General features: G+C 64.3%; 16 protein-coding genes. 14 read left to right on the top strand and 2 right to left on the bottom strand.

Annotation, left to right across the window (positions count from 1 at the left end; translation table 11 throughout):
* The first annotated feature begins 85 nt into the window (after positions 1–85).
* Positions 86–1,288 (top strand): GGDEF domain-containing protein, encoded by a 1,203-nt coding sequence (locus PMO31116_RS01305; RefSeq protein ID WP_150565108.1) that lies wholly within the window; start codon positions 86–88, stop codon positions 1,286–1,288.
* 43 nt (positions 1,289–1,331) lie between these two features.
* Here PMO31116_RS01305 and PMO31116_RS01300 read toward each other — a convergent pair whose 3' ends face one another.
* Positions 1,332–1,994, bottom strand: coding sequence for a helix-turn-helix domain-containing protein (locus PMO31116_RS01300; RefSeq protein ID WP_150565107.1), 663 nt, complete (start codon positions 1,992–1,994; stop codon positions 1,332–1,334).
* 119 nt (positions 1,995–2,113) lie between these two features.
* Here PMO31116_RS01300 and PMO31116_RS01295 point away from each other — a divergent pair, with 119 nt between their 5' ends.
* The 7 genes from PMO31116_RS01295 (at position 2,114) to PMO31116_RS01265 (ending at position 10,459) form a co-directional block, all read left to right on the top strand.
* The gene (locus PMO31116_RS01295; RefSeq protein WP_150565106.1) at positions 2,114–3,346 is read left to right on the top strand and encodes an NAD(P)/FAD-dependent oxidoreductase; all 1,233 of its coding nucleotides are present in this window, start codon (positions 2,114–2,116) and stop codon (positions 3,344–3,346) included.
* Positions 3,347–3,568: 222 nt separating this feature from the next.
* Complete coding sequence (locus PMO31116_RS01290; protein WP_150565105.1) at positions 3,569–5,074, top strand: amidase; 1,506 nt, start codon at positions 3,569–3,571, stop codon at positions 5,072–5,074.
* A 44-nt stretch (positions 5,075–5,118) separates the two neighbouring features.
* On the top strand, positions 5,119–6,438 hold the full coding sequence (locus PMO31116_RS01285) for an MFS transporter (protein WP_150565104.1): 1,320 nt from the start codon (positions 5,119–5,121) through the stop codon (positions 6,436–6,438).
* Between the two features lie 204 nt (positions 6,439–6,642).
* Positions 6,643–7,374 (top strand): iron-containing redox enzyme family protein, encoded by a 732-nt coding sequence (locus PMO31116_RS01280; RefSeq protein WP_023595944.1) that lies wholly within the window; start codon positions 6,643–6,645, stop codon positions 7,372–7,374.
* 78 nt (positions 7,375–7,452) lie between these two features.
* On the top strand, positions 7,453–8,907 hold the full coding sequence (locus tag PMO31116_RS01275) for an aldehyde dehydrogenase family protein (RefSeq protein WP_150565103.1): 1,455 nt from the start codon (positions 7,453–7,455) through the stop codon (positions 8,905–8,907).
* A gap of 33 nt (positions 8,908–8,940) precedes the next feature.
* Positions 8,941–9,420, top strand: coding sequence for a GlcG/HbpS family heme-binding protein (locus PMO31116_RS01270; protein ID WP_150565102.1), 480 nt, complete (start codon positions 8,941–8,943; stop codon positions 9,418–9,420).
* A 13-nt stretch (positions 9,421–9,433) separates the two neighbouring features.
* Complete coding sequence (locus PMO31116_RS01265) at positions 9,434–10,459, top strand: 2Fe-2S iron-sulfur cluster-binding protein (protein ID WP_150565101.1); 1,026 nt, start codon at positions 9,434–9,436, stop codon at positions 10,457–10,459.
* A 98-nt stretch (positions 10,460–10,557) separates the two neighbouring features.
* Here PMO31116_RS01265 and PMO31116_RS01260 read toward each other — a convergent pair whose 3' ends face one another.
* The gene (locus PMO31116_RS01260) at positions 10,558–11,487 is read right to left on the bottom strand and encodes an ornithine cyclodeaminase family protein (protein WP_150565100.1); all 930 of its coding nucleotides are present in this window, start codon (positions 11,485–11,487) and stop codon (positions 10,558–10,560) included.
* 228 nt (positions 11,488–11,715) lie between these two features.
* Here PMO31116_RS01260 and PMO31116_RS01255 point away from each other — a divergent pair, with 228 nt between their 5' ends.
* The 6 genes from PMO31116_RS01255 (at position 11,716) to PMO31116_RS01225 (ending at position 17,407) form a co-directional block, all read left to right on the top strand.
* On the top strand, positions 11,716–12,024 hold the full coding sequence (locus tag PMO31116_RS01255) for a 2Fe-2S iron-sulfur cluster-binding protein (protein WP_150565099.1): 309 nt from the start codon (positions 11,716–11,718) through the stop codon (positions 12,022–12,024).
* Positions 12,025–12,361: 337 nt separating this feature from the next.
* Positions 12,362–12,640, top strand: a complete 279-nt coding sequence (locus tag PMO31116_RS01245; RefSeq protein WP_150565487.1) for a 2Fe-2S iron-sulfur cluster-binding protein — start codon at positions 12,362–12,364, stop codon at positions 12,638–12,640.
* A complete protein-coding gene (locus PMO31116_RS01240) occupies positions 12,634–13,593 on the top strand; it encodes an alpha/beta hydrolase (RefSeq protein ID WP_150565098.1) in 960 nt (319 codons plus the stop codon). The genes PMO31116_RS01245 and PMO31116_RS01240 overlap by 7 nt, the downstream gene beginning before the upstream one ends.
* Positions 13,594–13,739: 146 nt before the next feature.
* Positions 13,740–14,414 carry a GntR family transcriptional regulator gene (locus PMO31116_RS01235; RefSeq protein ID WP_150565097.1) on the top strand — a complete coding sequence of 225 codons (675 nt, stop codon included), beginning with the start codon at positions 13,740–13,742 and terminating at the stop codon, positions 14,412–14,414.
* Positions 14,415–14,945: 531 nt separating this feature from the next.
* Entirely contained in the window at positions 14,946–15,467 is a 522-nt protein-coding gene (locus PMO31116_RS01230) for a putative pterin-binding protein (protein WP_150565096.1), read from the top strand.
* A complete protein-coding gene (locus PMO31116_RS01225; protein ID WP_150565095.1) occupies positions 15,464–17,407 on the top strand; it encodes an ATP-binding response regulator in 1,944 nt (647 codons plus the stop codon). The genes PMO31116_RS01230 and PMO31116_RS01225 overlap by 4 nt, the downstream gene beginning before the upstream one ends.
* Positions 17,408–17,424: the final 17 nt, after the last annotated feature.

Raw genomic sequence — 17,424 nt, 5'->3', positions numbered from 1 at the left:
CCGGTTGGCGGGGGCTACGGCCGGGAGCGGTTTAAAGGTTTGCTTTGAACGGCCGTTTACCAAATCAATTACTCGTTGGGCGTTCATGTCGATTCCGGCCGTTTTTCTCAGCATCGCCATTTTGTCCTGTGTCATGGGCGTGGCGGTGCTGGGTTCGTTGTTCAAGGCGGAGGTGCCGGGTATCCGCCTGTGGTGCGTCGCGAGCGGGCTGCTTGCGCTGGTTGCGGCCCTGCTGCTGACCGGCAAGAGCGATGCCGTCGTGGTCACCGCGACCAGCCTGCTGATGATCGCCTCGATGCTCGGCTTGCGCGGCTTTCGTCAATTCCTCGGGGCGCGCGTGTCCGTGCCCGCCGAGTATGTCGCGTTCGCCGTCATCCTCGCCATGCTGGTCTACTGGACGTTCGTCACCCCGCACGTCAACGCCCGCAGCGCGATGGTCTCGGCCTTTATCGCCTATGTCCGGTTCCAGATCGGCTGGGAAGTCCTGACGTTCCGCCCGGCGGGACGACCCAAGTATGCCTACTATTTCGTCTCGATCGCCGCGATCTCGGGCGCGGTGATCCACGCAATCCGGGCACTCGCCTACGCATTCGGCCTGGCAAACGAAACCGAGTTTCTCCAGCCGACCCCCTTGAACATCGTCTTTCTCGGCATGGCCACATTGACCTTGCCCTGTCTGTCCGTTGGCATGGTGTTGCTCGCGCACGACAGGCTGGCCGACCGTATGGAGCGTCTGGCCACGTTCGACGACCTGACCGGTGTGCTGGCACGCCGCGCGTTCATTGCGCGGGCCGAGGCGGTCGCGGCGGCGGCAGCGGCCGGCGGCCCGACGTTTTCCCTCGCCATTCTTGACATCGACAATTTCAAGAGCATCAATGACCGATACGGACATGCCGCGGGCGATCGCGCTCTGGCGCACGTGGCGTCGGTGATCTCCAGGGCCGTGCGCGACACCGACATCGTTGGCCGCATCGGCGGCGAGGAGTTTGCGCTGTTGCTGCCCTCGGAAACGAAGGAGGAGGCCGGGCGGGTGGTCGACCGGCTACGTGCGATGGTTGGCGCGTCAGGCACCTGTGTGCCCGGCCGCGATGCGCTGGCGACGCTCAGCGCCGGCGTCGATGCTTTTGTCGAGGGCGACACGCTTGCGACCGTCATGGGGCGTGCCGATGCGGCGCTATATGCCGCGAAGGCCAACGGCAGGAATTGCGTGGTGGTCGCGCCGGCGCACATCCTGACGGATCATCAGGACGCCGACGACCCCGACTGGCATTCCCGGCAACTGGCCTGAGCGGTCGGCGAGCGCTGCCCGCGACGCGCTCGACGTCAGCGAGTCACAGATCGCCCGGGCCCGACCCACGGGGCGACGCCGTATCGACGCAGCACACGATGGCATCGACGCCGCGCTCATCGCGACTCAGATAGACGTGTCCCACGCCGCTGTCGAAATAGAGGCTGTCGCCGGGCGAGAGATCGAAGCGCTCGCCGGTCTCGAATTGCAGACGCAACCGGCCCGACAGCACGAACACGAACTCCTCGCCGCCGTGACGAATGTAATCGGGAAAGTCCTCGAGGCGTCGCGCCCTGATATGCGCCCGCATGGGCACCATGCGCTTGTGCGGCAGATCGCTGGCGATCATGCCGTAGCGATAATTCGGTGTCTCGTAGTTGGGTTGCGTGCCGGCGGCGGTGAACGACGGCGCCGTTGCCGTGTCCGGCATCACGTGGCCTGCGCGGAAGATCGACGCATAGTCGAGTCCCAATGCACGCCCCAGCGCACCGAACTTGTCGTAGGTGAGGGCGATGTCGCCCCGCTCCGCCTTGGAGATGGTCGACACCGCGATGCCCGACTGCTCGCTCAGGTCTCGCAACGTCCATCCCCGCGCCTTGCGCGCATCGCGCAAACGCCGTCCCACCTCGCCGTGGTCGACTGGCGGGCTGCCGGTATTTCGCGGCGATTTCGCGAGCGAGCGCTTTCGGGGAGACGAATCGGCCATGGCGCGTCGTGACAGAAAAGATTTCAAAAATTCTCGTATGCGAGAAATTAGGTTCTCATATATGATAATTGCGTTGCGCGAGCATACCTGACGCGTCACCCATTCGTGAAGGGGTTTCCATGAAATTCGATGTTCTGGTGCTGGGCGGCGGCATCGTGGGGGTGTCGACGGCCGTGCATCTGCGACAGCGCGGGCTGAGCGTGGCACTCGTCGACCGTCAGGCGCCGGGGCGCGAAACGTCGTATGGCAATGCCGGGCTCATTCAGCGCGAAGGCGTCTATCCGTATGCTTTTCCTCGCGACGTCGCCACATTGCTGCGATACGCGCGCAATCGCTCGCCGGACGTTCGGTATCACCCTTCGGCGCTGCCCACGATTGCGCCTTTCCTCGCCCGATACTGGTTTCACTCCGCGCCGGCCCGGCACGCCGCCATTGCCCGGCATTACAGCACCCTGATCGAGCATTGTGTTTCGGAGCATCGTGCGTTGGTCGAACGCGCGGGGGCGGGTGGTTGGCTCCGGCAGGGCGGTTGGCTGAAGGTTTTTCATCACCGGCCGGCTTGGGAGGCGGCGCAACGGGAAGCCGAGCGCTGGCAGCGGGAGTACGGCGTGCCGTTCGCGTCGCTCGATGCCGCGCAACTGCAGCGCGACGAACCGTCGCTCAGTCCGGCGCTCGTGGGGGCGTTGCGCTACACGGCGTCGGAATCGGTGAGCGACCCGGGGGCGCTGGTTGAGGCATACGCGGCATATTTTCAGTCGCTCGGTGGACAAGTGCTCGTTGGCGATGCGACAACGCTCGCGCCGCAGTGGACAGTGAAAACTGGCGAAGGCGAAATCGAAGGACGCCATGCCGTGGTGGCGATGGGCCCCTGGTCGGATACGGTGACGCGACCGCTGGGCTATCGGTTTCCGCTGGCCGTGAAACGAGGCTACCACATGCATTACGCCTCGCAGCCCGGCGCGAAGCTGAACCAGCCGGTGCTCGACGCCGAGCATGGCTTTCTCATCACCCCGATGACGCGCGGCGTTCGGTTGACCACGGGGGTCGAGCTGGCCTTGCGCGACAGCCCTCGCACGCCCGTGCAACTCGACGCGGTGGAGCCGATGGCGCGTGCGCTTTATCCCCTCGCGCAGCGCGTCGACGACACTCCGTGGATGGGGGCGCGACCCTGTACGCCCGACATGATGCCGGTGATCGGCCCGGCGCCCCGTCATCGCGACTTGTGGTTCGCTTTCGGCCATGCGCATCATGGACTGACGCTGGGTCCGATCACAGGGCGCCTGATCGCGGAGATGATCACCGGCGCGCCGCCGTGCGTCGATCCCCGGCCGTTCAGCGCCACACGATTCTGACATCCTGCAACGTACGGCCCTCAGACCACCGTCGTGGGGTTGACGCGCGCTTGCAGGGCGTCGGCGCCGCAAGGCTTTCTCCTTCCGATGGGAAATGAGAGGCCTGGTGCTGACGCAACCGTTGCTGGGTCACGTCTAGGCAAAAACCCTGAGTCGCAATCGACTTGACAGCGACAATTTGTCCATCGATGGTATACAGAATACTGAAAAGAGTGTTCCATCATGACAAACCCCACAGTCGAGTTGCCCGACCGCGGCATCGCGTCGCCGAAGCCGTCACAGACCACGCCGTGGCAATACGCCACGGTGTGCGCCGCCCAGGTGGCGCTGAGGCGCCGGGAAGTCACATCCGAGTCGCTGGTGGCGGCCTGTGAAGCGGCCTGGCGCAAGTCCAATCCAGCGCTCAATGCCGTTGTGGTGAGCGATTTTGCGCGGGCTCGCGAGGCGGCGAGTCAGCGCGATGCCGAATTGCGCGCGGGCGTCGTCCGCGGCCCGCTGCATGGTGTGCCGTTCACGATCAAGGAGTCATTCGACGTCAAGGACTGGCCGACCACGGTGGGCGATCCGGCGTTTGCGAACAATGTCGCGAGCAGGCACGCCAGCGTGGTGCAGCGATTGACCGATGCCGGCGCGGTGCTGCTGGGCAAGACCAACGTGCCGCTGTGGCTGCGCGACTGGCAGAGCTACAACGACGTCTATGGCACCACGCGCAATCCGCACGACCTGCGGCGTACACCTGGCGGATCGTCAGGGGGCAGCGCCGCGGCGGTCTCCAGCGGGATGGCATTCTTCGACGTGGGCTCCGACATCGGTTCCTCGATCCGCAATCCCGCACATTACTGCGGCATCTTCTCGCACAAGAGCACGCACGGGCTCGTGCCACTCGACGGCCATGGACTGCCTGGCGGCGTGACGTTCCCCGACATCAATGTGGCGGGGCCGCTCGCGCGAAGCGCCGGGGATCTCGAGGCGGTGCTGTCCGCGATCGCCGGACCGTCCGCCGAGGCGGCCTGCGCGGTGCGTTTCGAGCTGCCGCGCTGTCACGCCGCAGATCTGCGCGAAATCCGCTTCGGCATCCTGCCGAATCATCCGATAGCCGAGGTCGACGCCGAGGTCGAGCAATGCCTCGTGAACCTTGGGCAGGATCTGGAGCGTCGGGGTGCGCGGGTGCTGTGGAACGCACGGCCGTCGCTCGACGCCGCCGAGTTGATGCGCGTCTACACGTTGATGTTGCGGGCGTCGACGTGCGGCTACCTTGGCGACGACGCCTTCGCATCGGCGATCGCAGCAGCGGAGCAGACGCCGGCCGATGACATGCGGTACGCGTCGCTGCAATACGTGGGCGCCGTCATGCGGCACCGCGACTGGCTGCGCCTGCAACCGTTGCGCGAGCGCTTTGCGGCGGCCTGGCGCGAGTTGTTCGAGCGCGTCGATGTGCTGCTGTGTCCCGTGGCGGCGACGCCCGCGTTCGTGCTGAACGAGGCGGGGGCGCCCTGGCAGCGCACGCTGGACGTCAACGGGCGGGCGCAGCCGCTGACGACGCAGCTTTTCTGGGCCGGCCACTCCGGCTTGTGCGGCTTGCCCTCTAGCGTCGCCCCGGCAGGGCGCACGGCGGAGGGGCTTCCCGTGGGCGTTCAGATCGTGGCGCCGCTGTATCACGACCTGCGCTCGATCCACGTAGCCAGATTGCTCGAAGCCGCCGGCTACACCTTCGTTCCACCCGCCTGACCCTTTTTTCCCAACACCCACGACCCACCAAGGAGGACACCTTCATGTCCTGGCTCAATTCGCTATCGAGAAACGAGAAGCGCGCCTTCGCCGGCACCTTCATCGGCCATACGGTCGATGTCTACGACTTCATGATCTATTCCTTCCTCATTCCGGTGCTGCTCACGAGCTGGAACATGAGCAAGGCCACCGCGGGCAGCATCGTGACTTACACGCTGGTCGCCTCGCTGGTGGGCGCCATCGGTGCGGGCCTGCTGGCCGACCGCTACGGGCGCGTGCGTATCCTGCGATGGACCATCGCCATCTTCGCACTGGCCTGCTTCGGCTGCGGCCTCACGAATTCGCCCACGCAGCTGGCCGTGATGCGCATCATCCAGGGCCTGGGCTTTGGCGGCGAGTCATCGTTGTGCATGGTCCTGGTCATGGAGACGATCCGCAATCCGGCCCATCGCGGCAAGTTCTCGGGCTTTACCGCGAGCAGCTATTCGTTCGGATGGGCGTTGGCCGCGCTGGCCTACAGCGCGATCTTCAATTGGTTGCCCCCCGAAATGGCATGGCGCGTCTGCCTGTTCATCGGGGTTGCGCCGGCGCTGATGGTCGTCTGGCTGCGTCGCAATCTCGAGGAACCGGAAGCCTTCACACGCACGATGTCGGAGCGGCGCCAAACGAGTCCGCTCAAGACGATGCGTGGCGTTTTCAGCGGGCGCCTCGCGGCACGCACGCTGTGGTGCAGTCTGCTCTCCGGCGGCATGCTCGGCGCGTACTATGCGATCGCCACCTGGATGCCGACGTGGCTCAAGACCGAGCGGGGATTGTCGGTGACGGGCACGGGCCTGTGGCTGGCGATCACCATCGGCGGCTCGCTGGTCGGCTACGCCGTGGGCTCCTGGGCGACCGACAGGCTCGGCCGGCGCCCCACTTACATTCTGTTTGCCATCGGCGCATTCGCGATGAGCATCGCTTATATGCTGGTGCCGGCGCCCATGCCGGTGATGATGGTGCTCGGCTTCCTGATGGGCGTACTGATGCAGGGCACATTCGCTGGCGTGGCCGCCACGATCTCCGAGACGTATCCGCACGAAGTGCGCGCCACGGGCTACGGTGTGGCCTACAACACAGGCCGGGTCATCGGCTCGGTGTTTCCTTTCATGGCGGGCTGGCTGGCGAGCGGTCATACCACGCTCACGCTCGCAATCCCGATCGTGGCGGCCGTTGGCTATGGACTGGTCATTGTCGCTGCGGTGATGTTGCCCGAGACGAACGGCATCCAGCTCGACGCCATCGATCCCGTGAACGTCGGCGAGGGTGCTTCTCAGGGGGCCCACGCGGCGGTCCCCGGTGCGATCGGTCGAGCGGCGGACTGAATTCACCGTTTGTCGCATCGCATGCTTCGCAGCTTTTCTTCCGTTATCTGAGATCCGAGGCGCGGGCCGTCCCGCACAGGCAATTTTGTTGTATTGGCATTTTTGGCAAAACTGTATACAGTGTACCAAAATAATCAATCGACCCGCTTCGGGCGCCATCCGGCGCTCGCAGTGGGTTATCCACCCCAAATCAAGGAGCAACTCATGGCTGAACTGATGGACCGCGAAACCTTCCGCGCGGCACTCGAAGACGCAATCAAGGGCAAGAGCGCGAACAAGGCGCCGTTCAGTGTCGCGTGGGCGAGCGGCAAGCTCACGCGCGCGCATCTCGCGCGCTGGGCGGAAAACCACTATCACTACGTGGGGCCTTTCGCCGACTACCTCGGCTACCTGTATGCCCGCACGCCGGACCATATGACCGAGGCCAAGGACTTCCTGCTGGCGAACATGTACGAAGAGGAGATCGGTGGCGATCGCCACACCGACCTGTTGATCCGCTTTGCCGAGGCGTGCGGCACCACCCGGGAGCGCGTCGTCGACCCGGACAACATGTCGCCGACCACGCGCGGGCTGCAAAGCTGGTGCTACGCGGTGGCCATGCGTGAAGATCCGGTCGTGGCAGTCGCCGGACTCGTGGTCGGCCTGGAGTCGCAAGTGCCGTCGATCTATCGCAAGCAGACGCCGACGCTTCGCGACAAGTACCAGTTCACCGACGAGGAAGTCGAGTTCTTCGATCTGCACATCGTCTCGGACGAGATCCACGGCGAGCGTGGGTATCAGATCGTGCTGGAGAACGCGAACACGCCGGAGTTGCAACAGCGCTGCCTCAAGATCTGCGAGATCGGTGCGCAAATGCGGCTGCTGTACACGACCGCGCTCTACTACGACTACGTGGCGAACGAAGTGTCGCTGCCCGAGCTGGGGCTCGCCGCCTGAGCGGTGTCCGGCCGCGCCGTCGCTCGCCGGCGGCGCGGGTATCGAAGACCGCATGACTTCCTGCAGGACACTGCCTTCATGACGACTGTTCCCACATTCCTGAATTACATCGACGGCGAGTGGTGCGCGAGCCGATCGGGCGCGACCTTCGCGAATCTGAACCCTGCCGACACGCGCGACGTCGTGGGCCACTTCCAGGCATCGGACGGCGCCGATGCAAAAGCCGCGGTGCTCGCGGCCGCCAAGGCGTTCGACGCATGGAAGCGCCTGTCCATGAGCGCACGCGCGAAGATTCTGATCGATGCCGCCGCTTATCTCGAGCGTCACGCCCAGCCATTCGGCGAGGAGCTCACGCGCGAGGAGGGCAAGCAGAAGGCGCTTGCGAAGGACGAATTCCTGCGTGCGGCGCAGACGCTGCGGTACTACGCCGTAGAAGCGCAGTCGTATGGCGGCGAGACATTTCCGAACGACGATGCCGAAATGTCCGTTTATACGTTGCGCGAGCCGCTGGGGGTTGTCACGGTGATCTCGCCCTGGAACTTCCCTGTTTCGATACCGGCGCGCAAGATCGCGCCGGCCCTGGTGTGTGGCAACACGGTGGTGTTCAAGCCTGCCTCGGATGCGCCGCTGAGCGGCTTGCGCCTGACTGAAGCGTTCGTCGAAGCCGGCATTCCGAAAGGCGTGCTGAACTTCGTCACCGGCAGCGCCTCGGCAGTGGGCCCGACGCTCGTCGGCGCGCGCGAAGTTCGGGCCATTTCCTTTACCGGTTCGACGACCGCCGGCGAGCAGATTCACCGGGCGGCGTCGATGTCGACGCGCACGCAGATGGAGCTCGGCGGCAAGAATCCGTTGATCGTGCTCGATGCGCGAGATATCGATCGTGCGGTCGATCTGACCGTCAAGGGCGGATTCTCGCTGACCGGGCAGGCATGCACGGGCACCAGTCGCGTGTTGGTCGCCCGCGACATCCGCGCCGCCTTCGTCGAGCGACTGGCTGCGAAGACCGCGACGCTCAAGGTCGGCAACGGCATGGACACGGGCACCGACATCGGCCCGCTGGCCACCGCGGGACAACTGCAAACCGTGCTCGAGTACATCGAGATCGGAAAGCGGGAGGCCACGCTCGTGTGCGGTGGCGAGCGGCTGGCGCACGGCCCCTTCGCCAACGGATTTTTTGTTACACCGGCGATTTTCTGTGATGTACCGCGCAACGCCCGCATTGCCCGGGAAGAAATCTTCGGCCCCGTGATTGCCGTGATCGACGTCGACGACTACGCGGACGCGATTTCTGTGGCGAACGATAGCGACTACGGCCTCGCGGCTTCGCTTGTCACGCAGGACGCAAGCCTGATGCACCGGTTCGCCAGCGACATCGAGGCCGGTACGGTCAAGATCAATCGCACGACGACGGGCAATCTCGTAAACGCGCCGTTCGGCGGTCTGAAGCAATCGAGCACGGCCACGTTCCGGGAGTCCGGTCGTGACGGCCTCGAGTTCTACCTCCAGATCAAGACGGTGTACCGCGGCATTTGACGCCCGATCCACCAACAACTCATCTCAAACGCCATGAAACCCTTTTTCAAGCTCGAACTCGCCGAGGCCCGTCACATGATCGCCGCGGCCATCGCCCGCTCTCAGGAAATCGGTGTCCTCGAATCGATCTGCGTGGTCGATGAAGGCGGTTTCCCGCTCGCCCTCGAACGTATGGATGGCGGGCGCATCACCGGACCGCAGATCGCCTGGAACAAGGCGTTCACCGCCGCAGGGCACAAGCGCTCCACGCACCTTTTCACCACGCCGCCCAATGGTCCTGCGCTGCCGGGCAACGAAGCCTTCGGCATTCAATGGAGCTTCGAGGGACGCTTTGCCGCGTTTGTCGGTGGCTTTCCGATCGTAGTCGATGGCCAGGTCGTCGGCGGCATCGGTCTGTCGGGGGGCAATGGCGAGCAGGACACCAAGGCCGGTCTTGCCGGGCTCGCGGCATTGCAGACGCTGCTGCGCGAGAGCGGACGCGAAGTCCTGGTGCAGCCCGATATCAAGCTCTGACGGAGGACGGCCCGTGAGCTATCGAATCACATGGATCGAGGCCCAGTGCAGCTTCGAGGCAACGCCCGACGAATCCGTGCTCGATGCCGCACGACGCGCAGGCGTCGTGTTGCCCTCGGCATGTGAGTTCGGCGGCTGCGGGACGTGCCGCGTGAAGCTCTCGCAAGGGCGCGTGCGCTACGAGGCCATGCCGGACGCGTTATCGCAGGAGGAGGCGGACGCAGGCTACGCGCTGCTGTGCCAGGCGCGGGCATGCTCGGACCTGCTGCTCAGCACGGAGCGAGTGCTCGACGCTCCCGCGCCGGTGCGCCGTCGCCAGGTGAGCGTGGTGCGTACGCAAGCGTTGAGCCCGGACGTGACGCGCCTGGTGCTCGCGTTCGACGACGGCGAGCCCTGGGCATTTCGCCCCGGGCAATACCTCAACGTGTTGACCGGCGACGCCGGCCCGCGCAGCTTCTCGATGGCCTGTCTGCCCGAACAACGCCCGGGCGAGGTCGAACTGCATATCCGACGGATCGACGGCGGGCATTTCACACAGACGCGTCTGAGCAGGCTGCGTCCCGGCGACAGGCTCGAAGTGGAGGCGCCAATGGGCGGCTTCGGTTATCACGAGGACGACTACCGTCCGGTTGTGATGGTGGCGACTGGCACGGGCATCGCACCGCTGCGCAGCATGCTCGGGCAGATGCTGGCGAGCGGAGACACACCGCCCGTCGAGCTTTACTGGGGAGGGCGCACGCGGACGTCACTCTATTTGCATGACGAGTTGACGGCGCTCGCAAGCCGACACGACGATTTCCGCTACGTCCCGGTGCTCTCCCGACCCGATGGCGCGTGGGGCGGCGCGCGCGGCTACGTGCAGGATGCCGTGCTCGCCGACCATCCCGACCTGTCCGAACACGCGCTTTACCTGTGCGGCTCGCCGGTCATGATCGCGGATGCGCGCCGTGCGTTTCTCGCGAATGGCGCCAGTGTGCGTTACCTTTACGCGGACAGTTTCACGTTCCAGCATCTCGTACCGGTGGACGTGGCGGCCTGACGCGAGATCCCCTCGCGAACGGACGGGAGGCGATCCCGCGTGGCGAATCCGTTGTGGCAAGCGGGGGTCGCCCGCTTGCCCTTGCCTTGCGTGGACGCTCAGCCGCCGCGCTCGATGTAAGTGCGGTAGGCGAGGGCAGCCAGCGCAACGTCCTGCAAACCGAAGCCTACGGCCTTGTAGACGACGATGTCGTCGCCATGTCGGCGCCCCGTCGTCAGGCCCTCCATCACGTGGCCCAACTCGGCAACTTCGTGCCAGTTCACCAAGCCGGGGGCTGCCATCAGCAAGTCTCCGGCCTCCTCGCGTGCCTGATCGCGCAACTCCACCACGATTCGTGAGGCACGTGCCAACGTCGTGTCGTCCAGCTCGCGTGTGTGCGGCAGGCTCGAACCAATGGCGGCGACGAATGCGCCCGGCGACAGTGCGCGGCCATCGAAGAGAGGGGTGCTGGCCCGCGTCGCGGTGACCACGATGTCAGCGCCATCGAGGGCCTCGTCGGTCGATACGGCGCGTGCCGTGACCCCTTGCGCGCGGTACGCCTCGTCAATTGAGGCGGCCAGTGCCACGTCGCCTTCGATCCCGACGATGCGCAACTGGCGCACGCCGGCGAACCGGGCCAGCGCGTGCGCGTGCGCCGCACCCTGGACACCCGTGCCGAAAACCGCGGCGGTGCGGGCACCGGGCCGCGCCAGCGCACGTACCGCGAGCATGGTCGTCGCGGCGGTGCGAAAGCGGGTGATCGCATTAGCGTCCAGTGTGGCAAGGCAGGCGCCGTCCGACGCGCGGAACAACACGATCACGAAGTTGAACTGACCGCGAAGGGTCGTGTAGACCTTTGCGCCGGCAACGTCTGCGCCGGGCAGTACGGCGCCAAGTGTCGAGAGCTTTGTGCCCTGCGCTTCGGTCCGAACCCGGCGCTGGACCGCCGCCGCGCCGCGTGCGAGTTCGCGAAAAGCGCTCTCCAGCGCGGTTATCGCTTGTGGGAAGTCGATCAGTTCGTCGATTTGTGCGTCGGTCAAATGGATCATCGAAGGTCCGGCGTGTCGAGGGTGAATGGTAGGTATACGGTATACGATTGAAGGGAATTCTTCAAATTCCGTTTCGATGGCAGCGTGCGAACTCGCGAAATCTCGAACAGTCCGCGACAGGGCTCGTTAATTTTATTTATTTCAGTATACAGTATTCATAAAAGCGGTACACTTTCGCAAAGGCCGTCTTTGCAGCGCTCGGTGGTCGTCGTGATGATAGGAGGATGCATGCCAGTCGTCGTATTTCGCAGTAACGGGCAGACATATCGGGAAGAGGTGAAGGTCAATACCAATCTCGTCGTCCGCGCCGGTATCAAACAGTTTCCGTTTCCGCATTTGCGCTACGAGTGCGGCATGGGCAAATGTGCTCGGTGCGCGTGCCGGGTGCTTGCCGGTGGCGAGCACCTGCCGTCGCCGAACTGGAAAGAGAAGAAGCAACTCGGAGAGAAGCTTGATGCCGGGTATCGGCTGGCGTGCCAGTTGTGGATCGAACACGACATCGAGCTTGCGCAGGACGAAGCGCCGGCGGCGTCCTGACACCCGGGACAACGAGGAAAGCATGTACATCGTACTTACCAGCCGCCCGGGGCAGTACCGCAGCGAGCCGACTTCGGGCATCACGCCGGTCGAGACACACGACTACTTCTACGGCGCGCGCCATGTGGCGGCGTTCGTCGTGGCCAGGCTCGACGGCACGTCGCGGGTGCGCATTGTCGATGAGGCAGACCCGGAGCGCGCGAATCTCGTGCCGACGAAGTTTTTCGAATCCTTCGACAGCGTGTCCGAGGCAGTCGCATCGCTCGCGGCGCTGGTCGGACCCGATCACGCACAAGCGCGGCTCAGCCGCCGAGACACGGAGGCCTCCCATAGCACCATGGTTCAGATCACGTTCATCACTAACGGCGGCAAGACGGTGGAGGCGCCACCCAACAGTAATCTGCTTCGCGTTTCGCTTCGGGAGAAGGGCGGCATTCCTTTCAAGTGCGGCGGCGGGCTGTGCGGCACTTGCCGTTGTCGCGTGGAAGCCGGCCGCGAACATACCGACGACGTAAAGCCCAAGGAGCGCCGTCATCTCAGCCCGGAAGACCTCGCGAACGGTTACCGCATGGCGTGCCAGACGTTCGTCAATGGCGATGTGAGCGTGTCATGGTGAGCGAGTCCGGCATCACGGGCGCGCCGTTCTGCGCATTGCCGCCGGCCCAGCGACAGCAGATGCTGGCGCTGGGCCCCCGTTGGAACGACGACATCATCGCCCACCGCAAGGCGGTCATCGATTGTTACACCCCGATTTTGGCGGCCGCACCCAAGAGTCCGCACGTGGAGCGCAACGTGGCATACGGCGGGCACGCTCGCCAGGTGCTCGACATTTTCGCGCCGGCCGCCGCCCCCTCGGGCACGCCTGAGCCGACGCTGCGCGAAGCCGTCGTGTTCGTGCACGGCGGCGCGTTCGTGCGTGGTAACAAGAGCGTCAATGGCGAGATTTACGACAACGTGTGCCATTGGTTCGCCCGGCAGGGAAAGCTAGCCATCAACGTCGAATATCGTCTGGCCGACGAGGCGCCGTGGCCGGGCGGGGCGCGGGACGTGGCGCAGGCGATTGCGTGGGTGCGCGAGCACGCCGACGAGCTGCGAATCGACACGTCGCGGATTTTTCTCATCGGCCATTCGGCAGGCGGTACCCACGCGGCCAGTTGTCTGTTCGATCCGGCGCTGACGGCGTCGCGCGGCGGCACCGGGCACGGTGTTGCCGGCCTGATTCTCGTGAGCGCCCGCCTGTTTGCCGACGTCGATCCGCGTAATCCGAATGCGACGCCGGTGCGTGCCTACTTCGGCGCCGATGAGACGCGATATGTCGAGCGTTCGCCGCTGACCCATGCGGCCCGTGACCCGGTGCCGACGATGATCGCCATTGCCGAGTATGAAAATCGCTTCCTCGATGAGTACGGCGCGGCGTTCTTCCTGACGTTGTCTCGCGTTCGCGGCGTGGCGCCGCGCTTCGTGCAGATGCGCGGGCACAATCACACGTCGATCGTCGCGCATTTCAACTCGGGAGAGGATTGGCTCGGACAGGAGATGCTTGCCTTCATGACTTCAGTGCCGCGTTGATCCTGTCGTGCGAAAGTGACCGCCAGATCGTGTACAGTCTACAAAAAGCCGTCGCTGCTATAAAATACGGTGTTTGTCGCGGTGCCGGGGGCTCGGGAACGGCCCGTCCGTCGGTGCGGAAATGTCGGTTTTTGGAGACTGGAATTATGGTGCGGGGAGCCACAGGGGCCAACGGTCGTGAGCCGATCATGCACCAGCAGCTTTCGGATCTGGTGATTGCCCGCCTGCGCGAGTCGATCACGTCGGGGGTATACAAGCCCGGCGACCGTCTCGTGGAGGGGCGGATCGCCGAGGAGCTCGACGTATCGCGCGTGCCGGTGCGAGAGGCGCTGCGTGCGCTTGCCGTCGAGGGACTGGTGGAAGTGCGGCCGCGCCATGGCGCCGTCGTCGCGTCGTTCGATCCGGCAACGGCGCGCGAACTGGTGCAGATTCGCGCCACGCTCGAAGGGCTCAATGCGCGCCTGGCTGCAGAACACTGCACGCCGGACTTGGTCAAGCGCATCGAAAAAGTGCTGCAGGAAGGTAACGCCAAGGTCGCCGCGGGAGAGACATCCGGTCTGCTCGAGCTGAACGCGCGCTTCCACGACTTGCTCTATTCGGCCGGCGCCAATGCGATGCTCGCCGAGCTCATGCGCTCGATGCGCGACCGCTCGCGCATGTTGTTCGTCAATGCCAGCGATGAAGAAGTGCGCATTACGTGGGAAGAGCACGCCGCGATCTTGAGAGCCGTTCAATCCGGCGATGCGGCATTTGCGGCGTTGCTCGCCGAGCGTCACGTCACCCGCGCCGCACAATACTATCTCGACAACATCGCCCGCTGACACGTTCGCCCGCTCGGGATCCCTACATCATCGAGAGAATTTTCGATGCCGGCGGCGCATTCGCCGCGCCGCGGCGTCAATCGTGTCAACCCGGCTGTCGATAGGCGCCGGACTCCGAATCGTCTGTCAAATGGCGGGCTCGGACGCCTCCTGCCTACCACCGAATGCGGTAAAAAGTCCAGTCGGCTCGTCCTTGACCAATGCGTGTCAACGGCGATAGCATCGACTCCGCTTGTTGGTGCTACCCGTTTTCCCTACATAAATGGTTCAGAGATCCGCCCGACGGCGCTCGCGCGGTGTGTTCACTTTCAACGGGTATCATCGCGATCGATGCGGGCAGTCGATTCGTTAGGACTGTTACCGACGTAGGTTCCCGTCGAAAGCGACAGGGAACGAGAGCCATTGGCTACCGGCGAACTCGCCCGATGCCAGCGCACAATGGTCGCTTTGCGTGGGGGGTGCCCGGCCGTCCCGAAATAACAACCAATAATTCTGACTCCCGGGGATGTTCGTGAAAAGTGTGCGGGCGAAATGTTGAAGATTAGGGTTTGGGCCATTTGCCTGGGGCTGGCGCTCTGCGGCCCCGTCACGGCGGTACAGGCCGTGCGCGACCGTCTCGAACTGGACGTGTCGTGTGACGGCTGCAAGCAGGTGGGCCGCAAGAGCGCCAACGCCGACGTGCGCCGCATTGTCCACTTCTCGCGCATGGCGTTGCTCTCGCTCCCCATGCATACGATCGACACGTCAACGCTCTGGACCACTTCCGCACGCTGGGAAGGACCTCGTCTGGCGGATGTCCTCGCCCGGGCCGGTTTCAAGGGCCGCATGCTTCGCGTCTACAGCTACGATGGCTCGGTGCAGGACATCCCCATTGCCTTTGTTCATCGTTATGAGCCGATTCTCGCCTACCGTGAGAATGGCGTGGAGCTGTCCCTTCGTAACTTCGGTCCGCTGTTTCTGATCTTCCCGCGCGACCAGCATCCCGATGTACTCGCCTCCGAAGTCGGTTCGCGCCGCTTCGTCTATCAGATCAAGCATATCGAGGTTCGATGATGGCTTCGGACGGCGTGTCGCGACGCATTCGGATCTTCATATACACGCTGCTCTTCGTGCAGCTCGTCGGCCTGTGGGCGTTCTCCGGCTACCTTTTCATTGCGTCCCGTACCCAGTCGGAGTCTGCCGGCCCTGTGGGCGCGGAGGCCAGTTTCGCCTCGGTCATCGGTACGGAGCAGGCCGTCGATCGCACGCAGATCGACATGCTCAAGGTTGCCAATGGGCTCGCGAGCACCGACGACATCGACGCCTCGCTCCAGATTCTCGAGTCTCGCATCGCGCAGATATCGGGGCGCGGCGCCATGTCGCGCTTCATGGAATATCCGCAGTATGTCGCGAGTGTCGACAAGGTCAAGACGATATATGCCGATATCGAGGCCATGCGCAATCAGGCAGGTAACGCCGTTACCTGGATCACGCCGGGGATTGCAAAATTCGACGAGATGCGCGCGCCGCTCTCGGAACTCGAGATGGTCGTCGGCGAGATCAATGCCCGTCGGCGCGACGAAGTTCGTGAAGACTATGAGCATCGTCGCAGCATGCTCATGGGGTCGAGCATCGGTGCGACGATTGTGCTGCTCACGCTCGCCTATCTGTTCGCATCGAACGCGCGCAAGTTGCGCGATGTCAGCGCGAAGCAAAAAGAAGCGCTGCAACGGGAGATGGCCGCCGCTTTGTCCGCCGCGAACGCCGTGAATGCGCGCAACGCCTTCCTGGGCATGATCGGGCACGAGCTTCGCACACCACTGCAGAGCATCATGGCCGCCACGGATGTGCTGGTGGAACGCAATTTCACCGGCACGGACAAGCTGCTAATCGACCAGTTGGCTCGCGCGGCCAACGTACTCGAAGCGCAGATGAAGGACCTGACGGACTTCTCGCGGATGGAGGCGGGACAACTCGCGCTGCGCAAACGCATCTTCAATCCCTACGGGGTTCTGAATGCCGCAGTGGAATCGGTTTCCGAGCGGGCGCGCCGCAAATCGCTGGCGCTTCGTCTGGAGTTCGAAGACTGGCAGGTCAAGGTACTTTCCGACCCGTTTCGAATTCAGCAGATCGTGACCAACCTGCTCGACAATGCGATCAAGTATGCCGATCGGGGCAGCGTTACCCTGCGTGCGAATCTCGAGCGGCTGCCCGGTGTCGACCGTCTCAGTGTCGACGTGATCGACACGGGCCGCGGCATCGACCGCGTGAGCCAGGAGCAGATTTTCCAACCCTTCACGCAGATCGATACGCCGGAGAGCAAGCGCGTCGACGGCATCGGCATGGGGCTGACGATCGTTCGTGGCCTCGTCGAGCTGCTGGGTGCGAAACTTTCGCTGGAGAGCGAAGTCGGCAAGGGGTCGAAGTTCAGCGTGGTGTTCGATCTCGAACATGTCGCGAGCGAGACGGAGGCGTCTGATTCTGAACCGGGCGCGGCGGCCGTCACCTTGCCGTTGGATGCCTCCGCTACCGACGACTCGCCGGCCACGACAATGACGCGCGCATCAGGGGCACCGGTCGCTGCCGATGCCAAGTCGGACGTCAGCGCGGTGGTGATGCCCGCCGGGCAGACACCGCGTCGCGTGCTGGTGATCGACGACCAGGCCGACGTGCGGCACACGATCGAGATGCTGCTTCGCGTGAACGGCATCGAGTGCGAGAGCGTGTCCAACGCACGTGAGGCGTATCGCCTCATCGAACGCACTCCGTACGACGCCATCATGCTCGATCTGAACATGCCGGAGATCGACGGCGTGTCGGCCGCCATGGAAATTCGGCGCATGGGCGGCATCAATGCGGATGTGCCGCTCATCGCCTTTAGCGCCCAGGCACCGGAGGTCATTCCCGCCCATCACCTGAGCCTGTTCGAGCATTACCTCATGAAGCCCGTGCGTGGCGATATTCTGCGGGTTGTCCTCGAGAGCATCTGGGCGACGCGCGGCGTCGGACTGTAGCGGCCCATGCGTGGAAC

Origin of the sequence: Pandoraea morbifera, from assembly GCF_902459575.1 — a bacterium.
Classification (GTDB): Bacteria; Pseudomonadota; Gammaproteobacteria; order Burkholderiales; family Burkholderiaceae; genus Pandoraea; species Pandoraea morbifera.
This window is presented reverse-complemented; position numbering and strand designations above follow the sequence as displayed.

What these genes read in the sequence shown, in the direction of transcription:
- PMO31116_RS01240 (WP_150565098.1), top strand. Translation starts at nt 12,634, where the DNA reads ATGGTGAGCGAGTCCGGCATCACGGGCGCGCCGTTCTGCGCATTGCCG.
- PMO31116_RS01225 (WP_150565095.1), top strand. Translation starts at nt 15,464, where the DNA reads ATGATGGCTTCGGACGGCGTGTCGCGACGCATTCGGATCTTCATATAC.
- PMO31116_RS01245 (WP_150565487.1), top strand. Translation starts at nt 12,362, where the DNA reads ATGGTTCAGATCACGTTCATCACTAACGGCGGCAAGACGGTGGAGGCG.
- PMO31116_RS01300 (WP_150565107.1), bottom strand. Translation starts at nt 1,994, where the DNA reads ATGGCCGATTCGTCTCCCCGAAAGCGCTCGCTCGCGAAATCGCCGCGA.
- PMO31116_RS01275 (WP_150565103.1), top strand. Translation starts at nt 7,453, where the DNA reads ATGACGACTGTTCCCACATTCCTGAATTACATCGACGGCGAGTGGTGC.
- PMO31116_RS01295 (WP_150565106.1), top strand. Translation starts at nt 2,114, where the DNA reads ATGAAATTCGATGTTCTGGTGCTGGGCGGCGGCATCGTGGGGGTGTCG.
- PMO31116_RS01280 (WP_023595944.1), top strand. Translation starts at nt 6,643, where the DNA reads ATGGCTGAACTGATGGACCGCGAAACCTTCCGCGCGGCACTCGAAGAC.
- PMO31116_RS01230 (WP_150565096.1), top strand. Translation starts at nt 14,946, where the DNA reads ATGTTGAAGATTAGGGTTTGGGCCATTTGCCTGGGGCTGGCGCTCTGC.
- PMO31116_RS01285 (WP_150565104.1), top strand. Translation starts at nt 5,119, where the DNA reads ATGTCCTGGCTCAATTCGCTATCGAGAAACGAGAAGCGCGCCTTCGCC.
- PMO31116_RS01270 (WP_150565102.1), top strand. Translation starts at nt 8,941, where the DNA reads ATGAAACCCTTTTTCAAGCTCGAACTCGCCGAGGCCCGTCACATGATC.
- PMO31116_RS01235 (WP_150565097.1), top strand. Translation starts at nt 13,740, where the DNA reads ATGGTGCGGGGAGCCACAGGGGCCAACGGTCGTGAGCCGATCATGCAC.
- PMO31116_RS01305 (WP_150565108.1), top strand. Translation starts at nt 86, where the DNA reads ATGTCGATTCCGGCCGTTTTTCTCAGCATCGCCATTTTGTCCTGTGTC.
- PMO31116_RS01260 (WP_150565100.1), bottom strand. Translation starts at nt 11,487, where the DNA reads ATGATCCATTTGACCGACGCACAAATCGACGAACTGATCGACTTCCCA.
- PMO31116_RS01255 (WP_150565099.1), top strand. Translation starts at nt 11,716, where the DNA reads ATGCCAGTCGTCGTATTTCGCAGTAACGGGCAGACATATCGGGAAGAG.
- PMO31116_RS01290 (WP_150565105.1), top strand. Translation starts at nt 3,569, where the DNA reads ATGACAAACCCCACAGTCGAGTTGCCCGACCGCGGCATCGCGTCGCCG.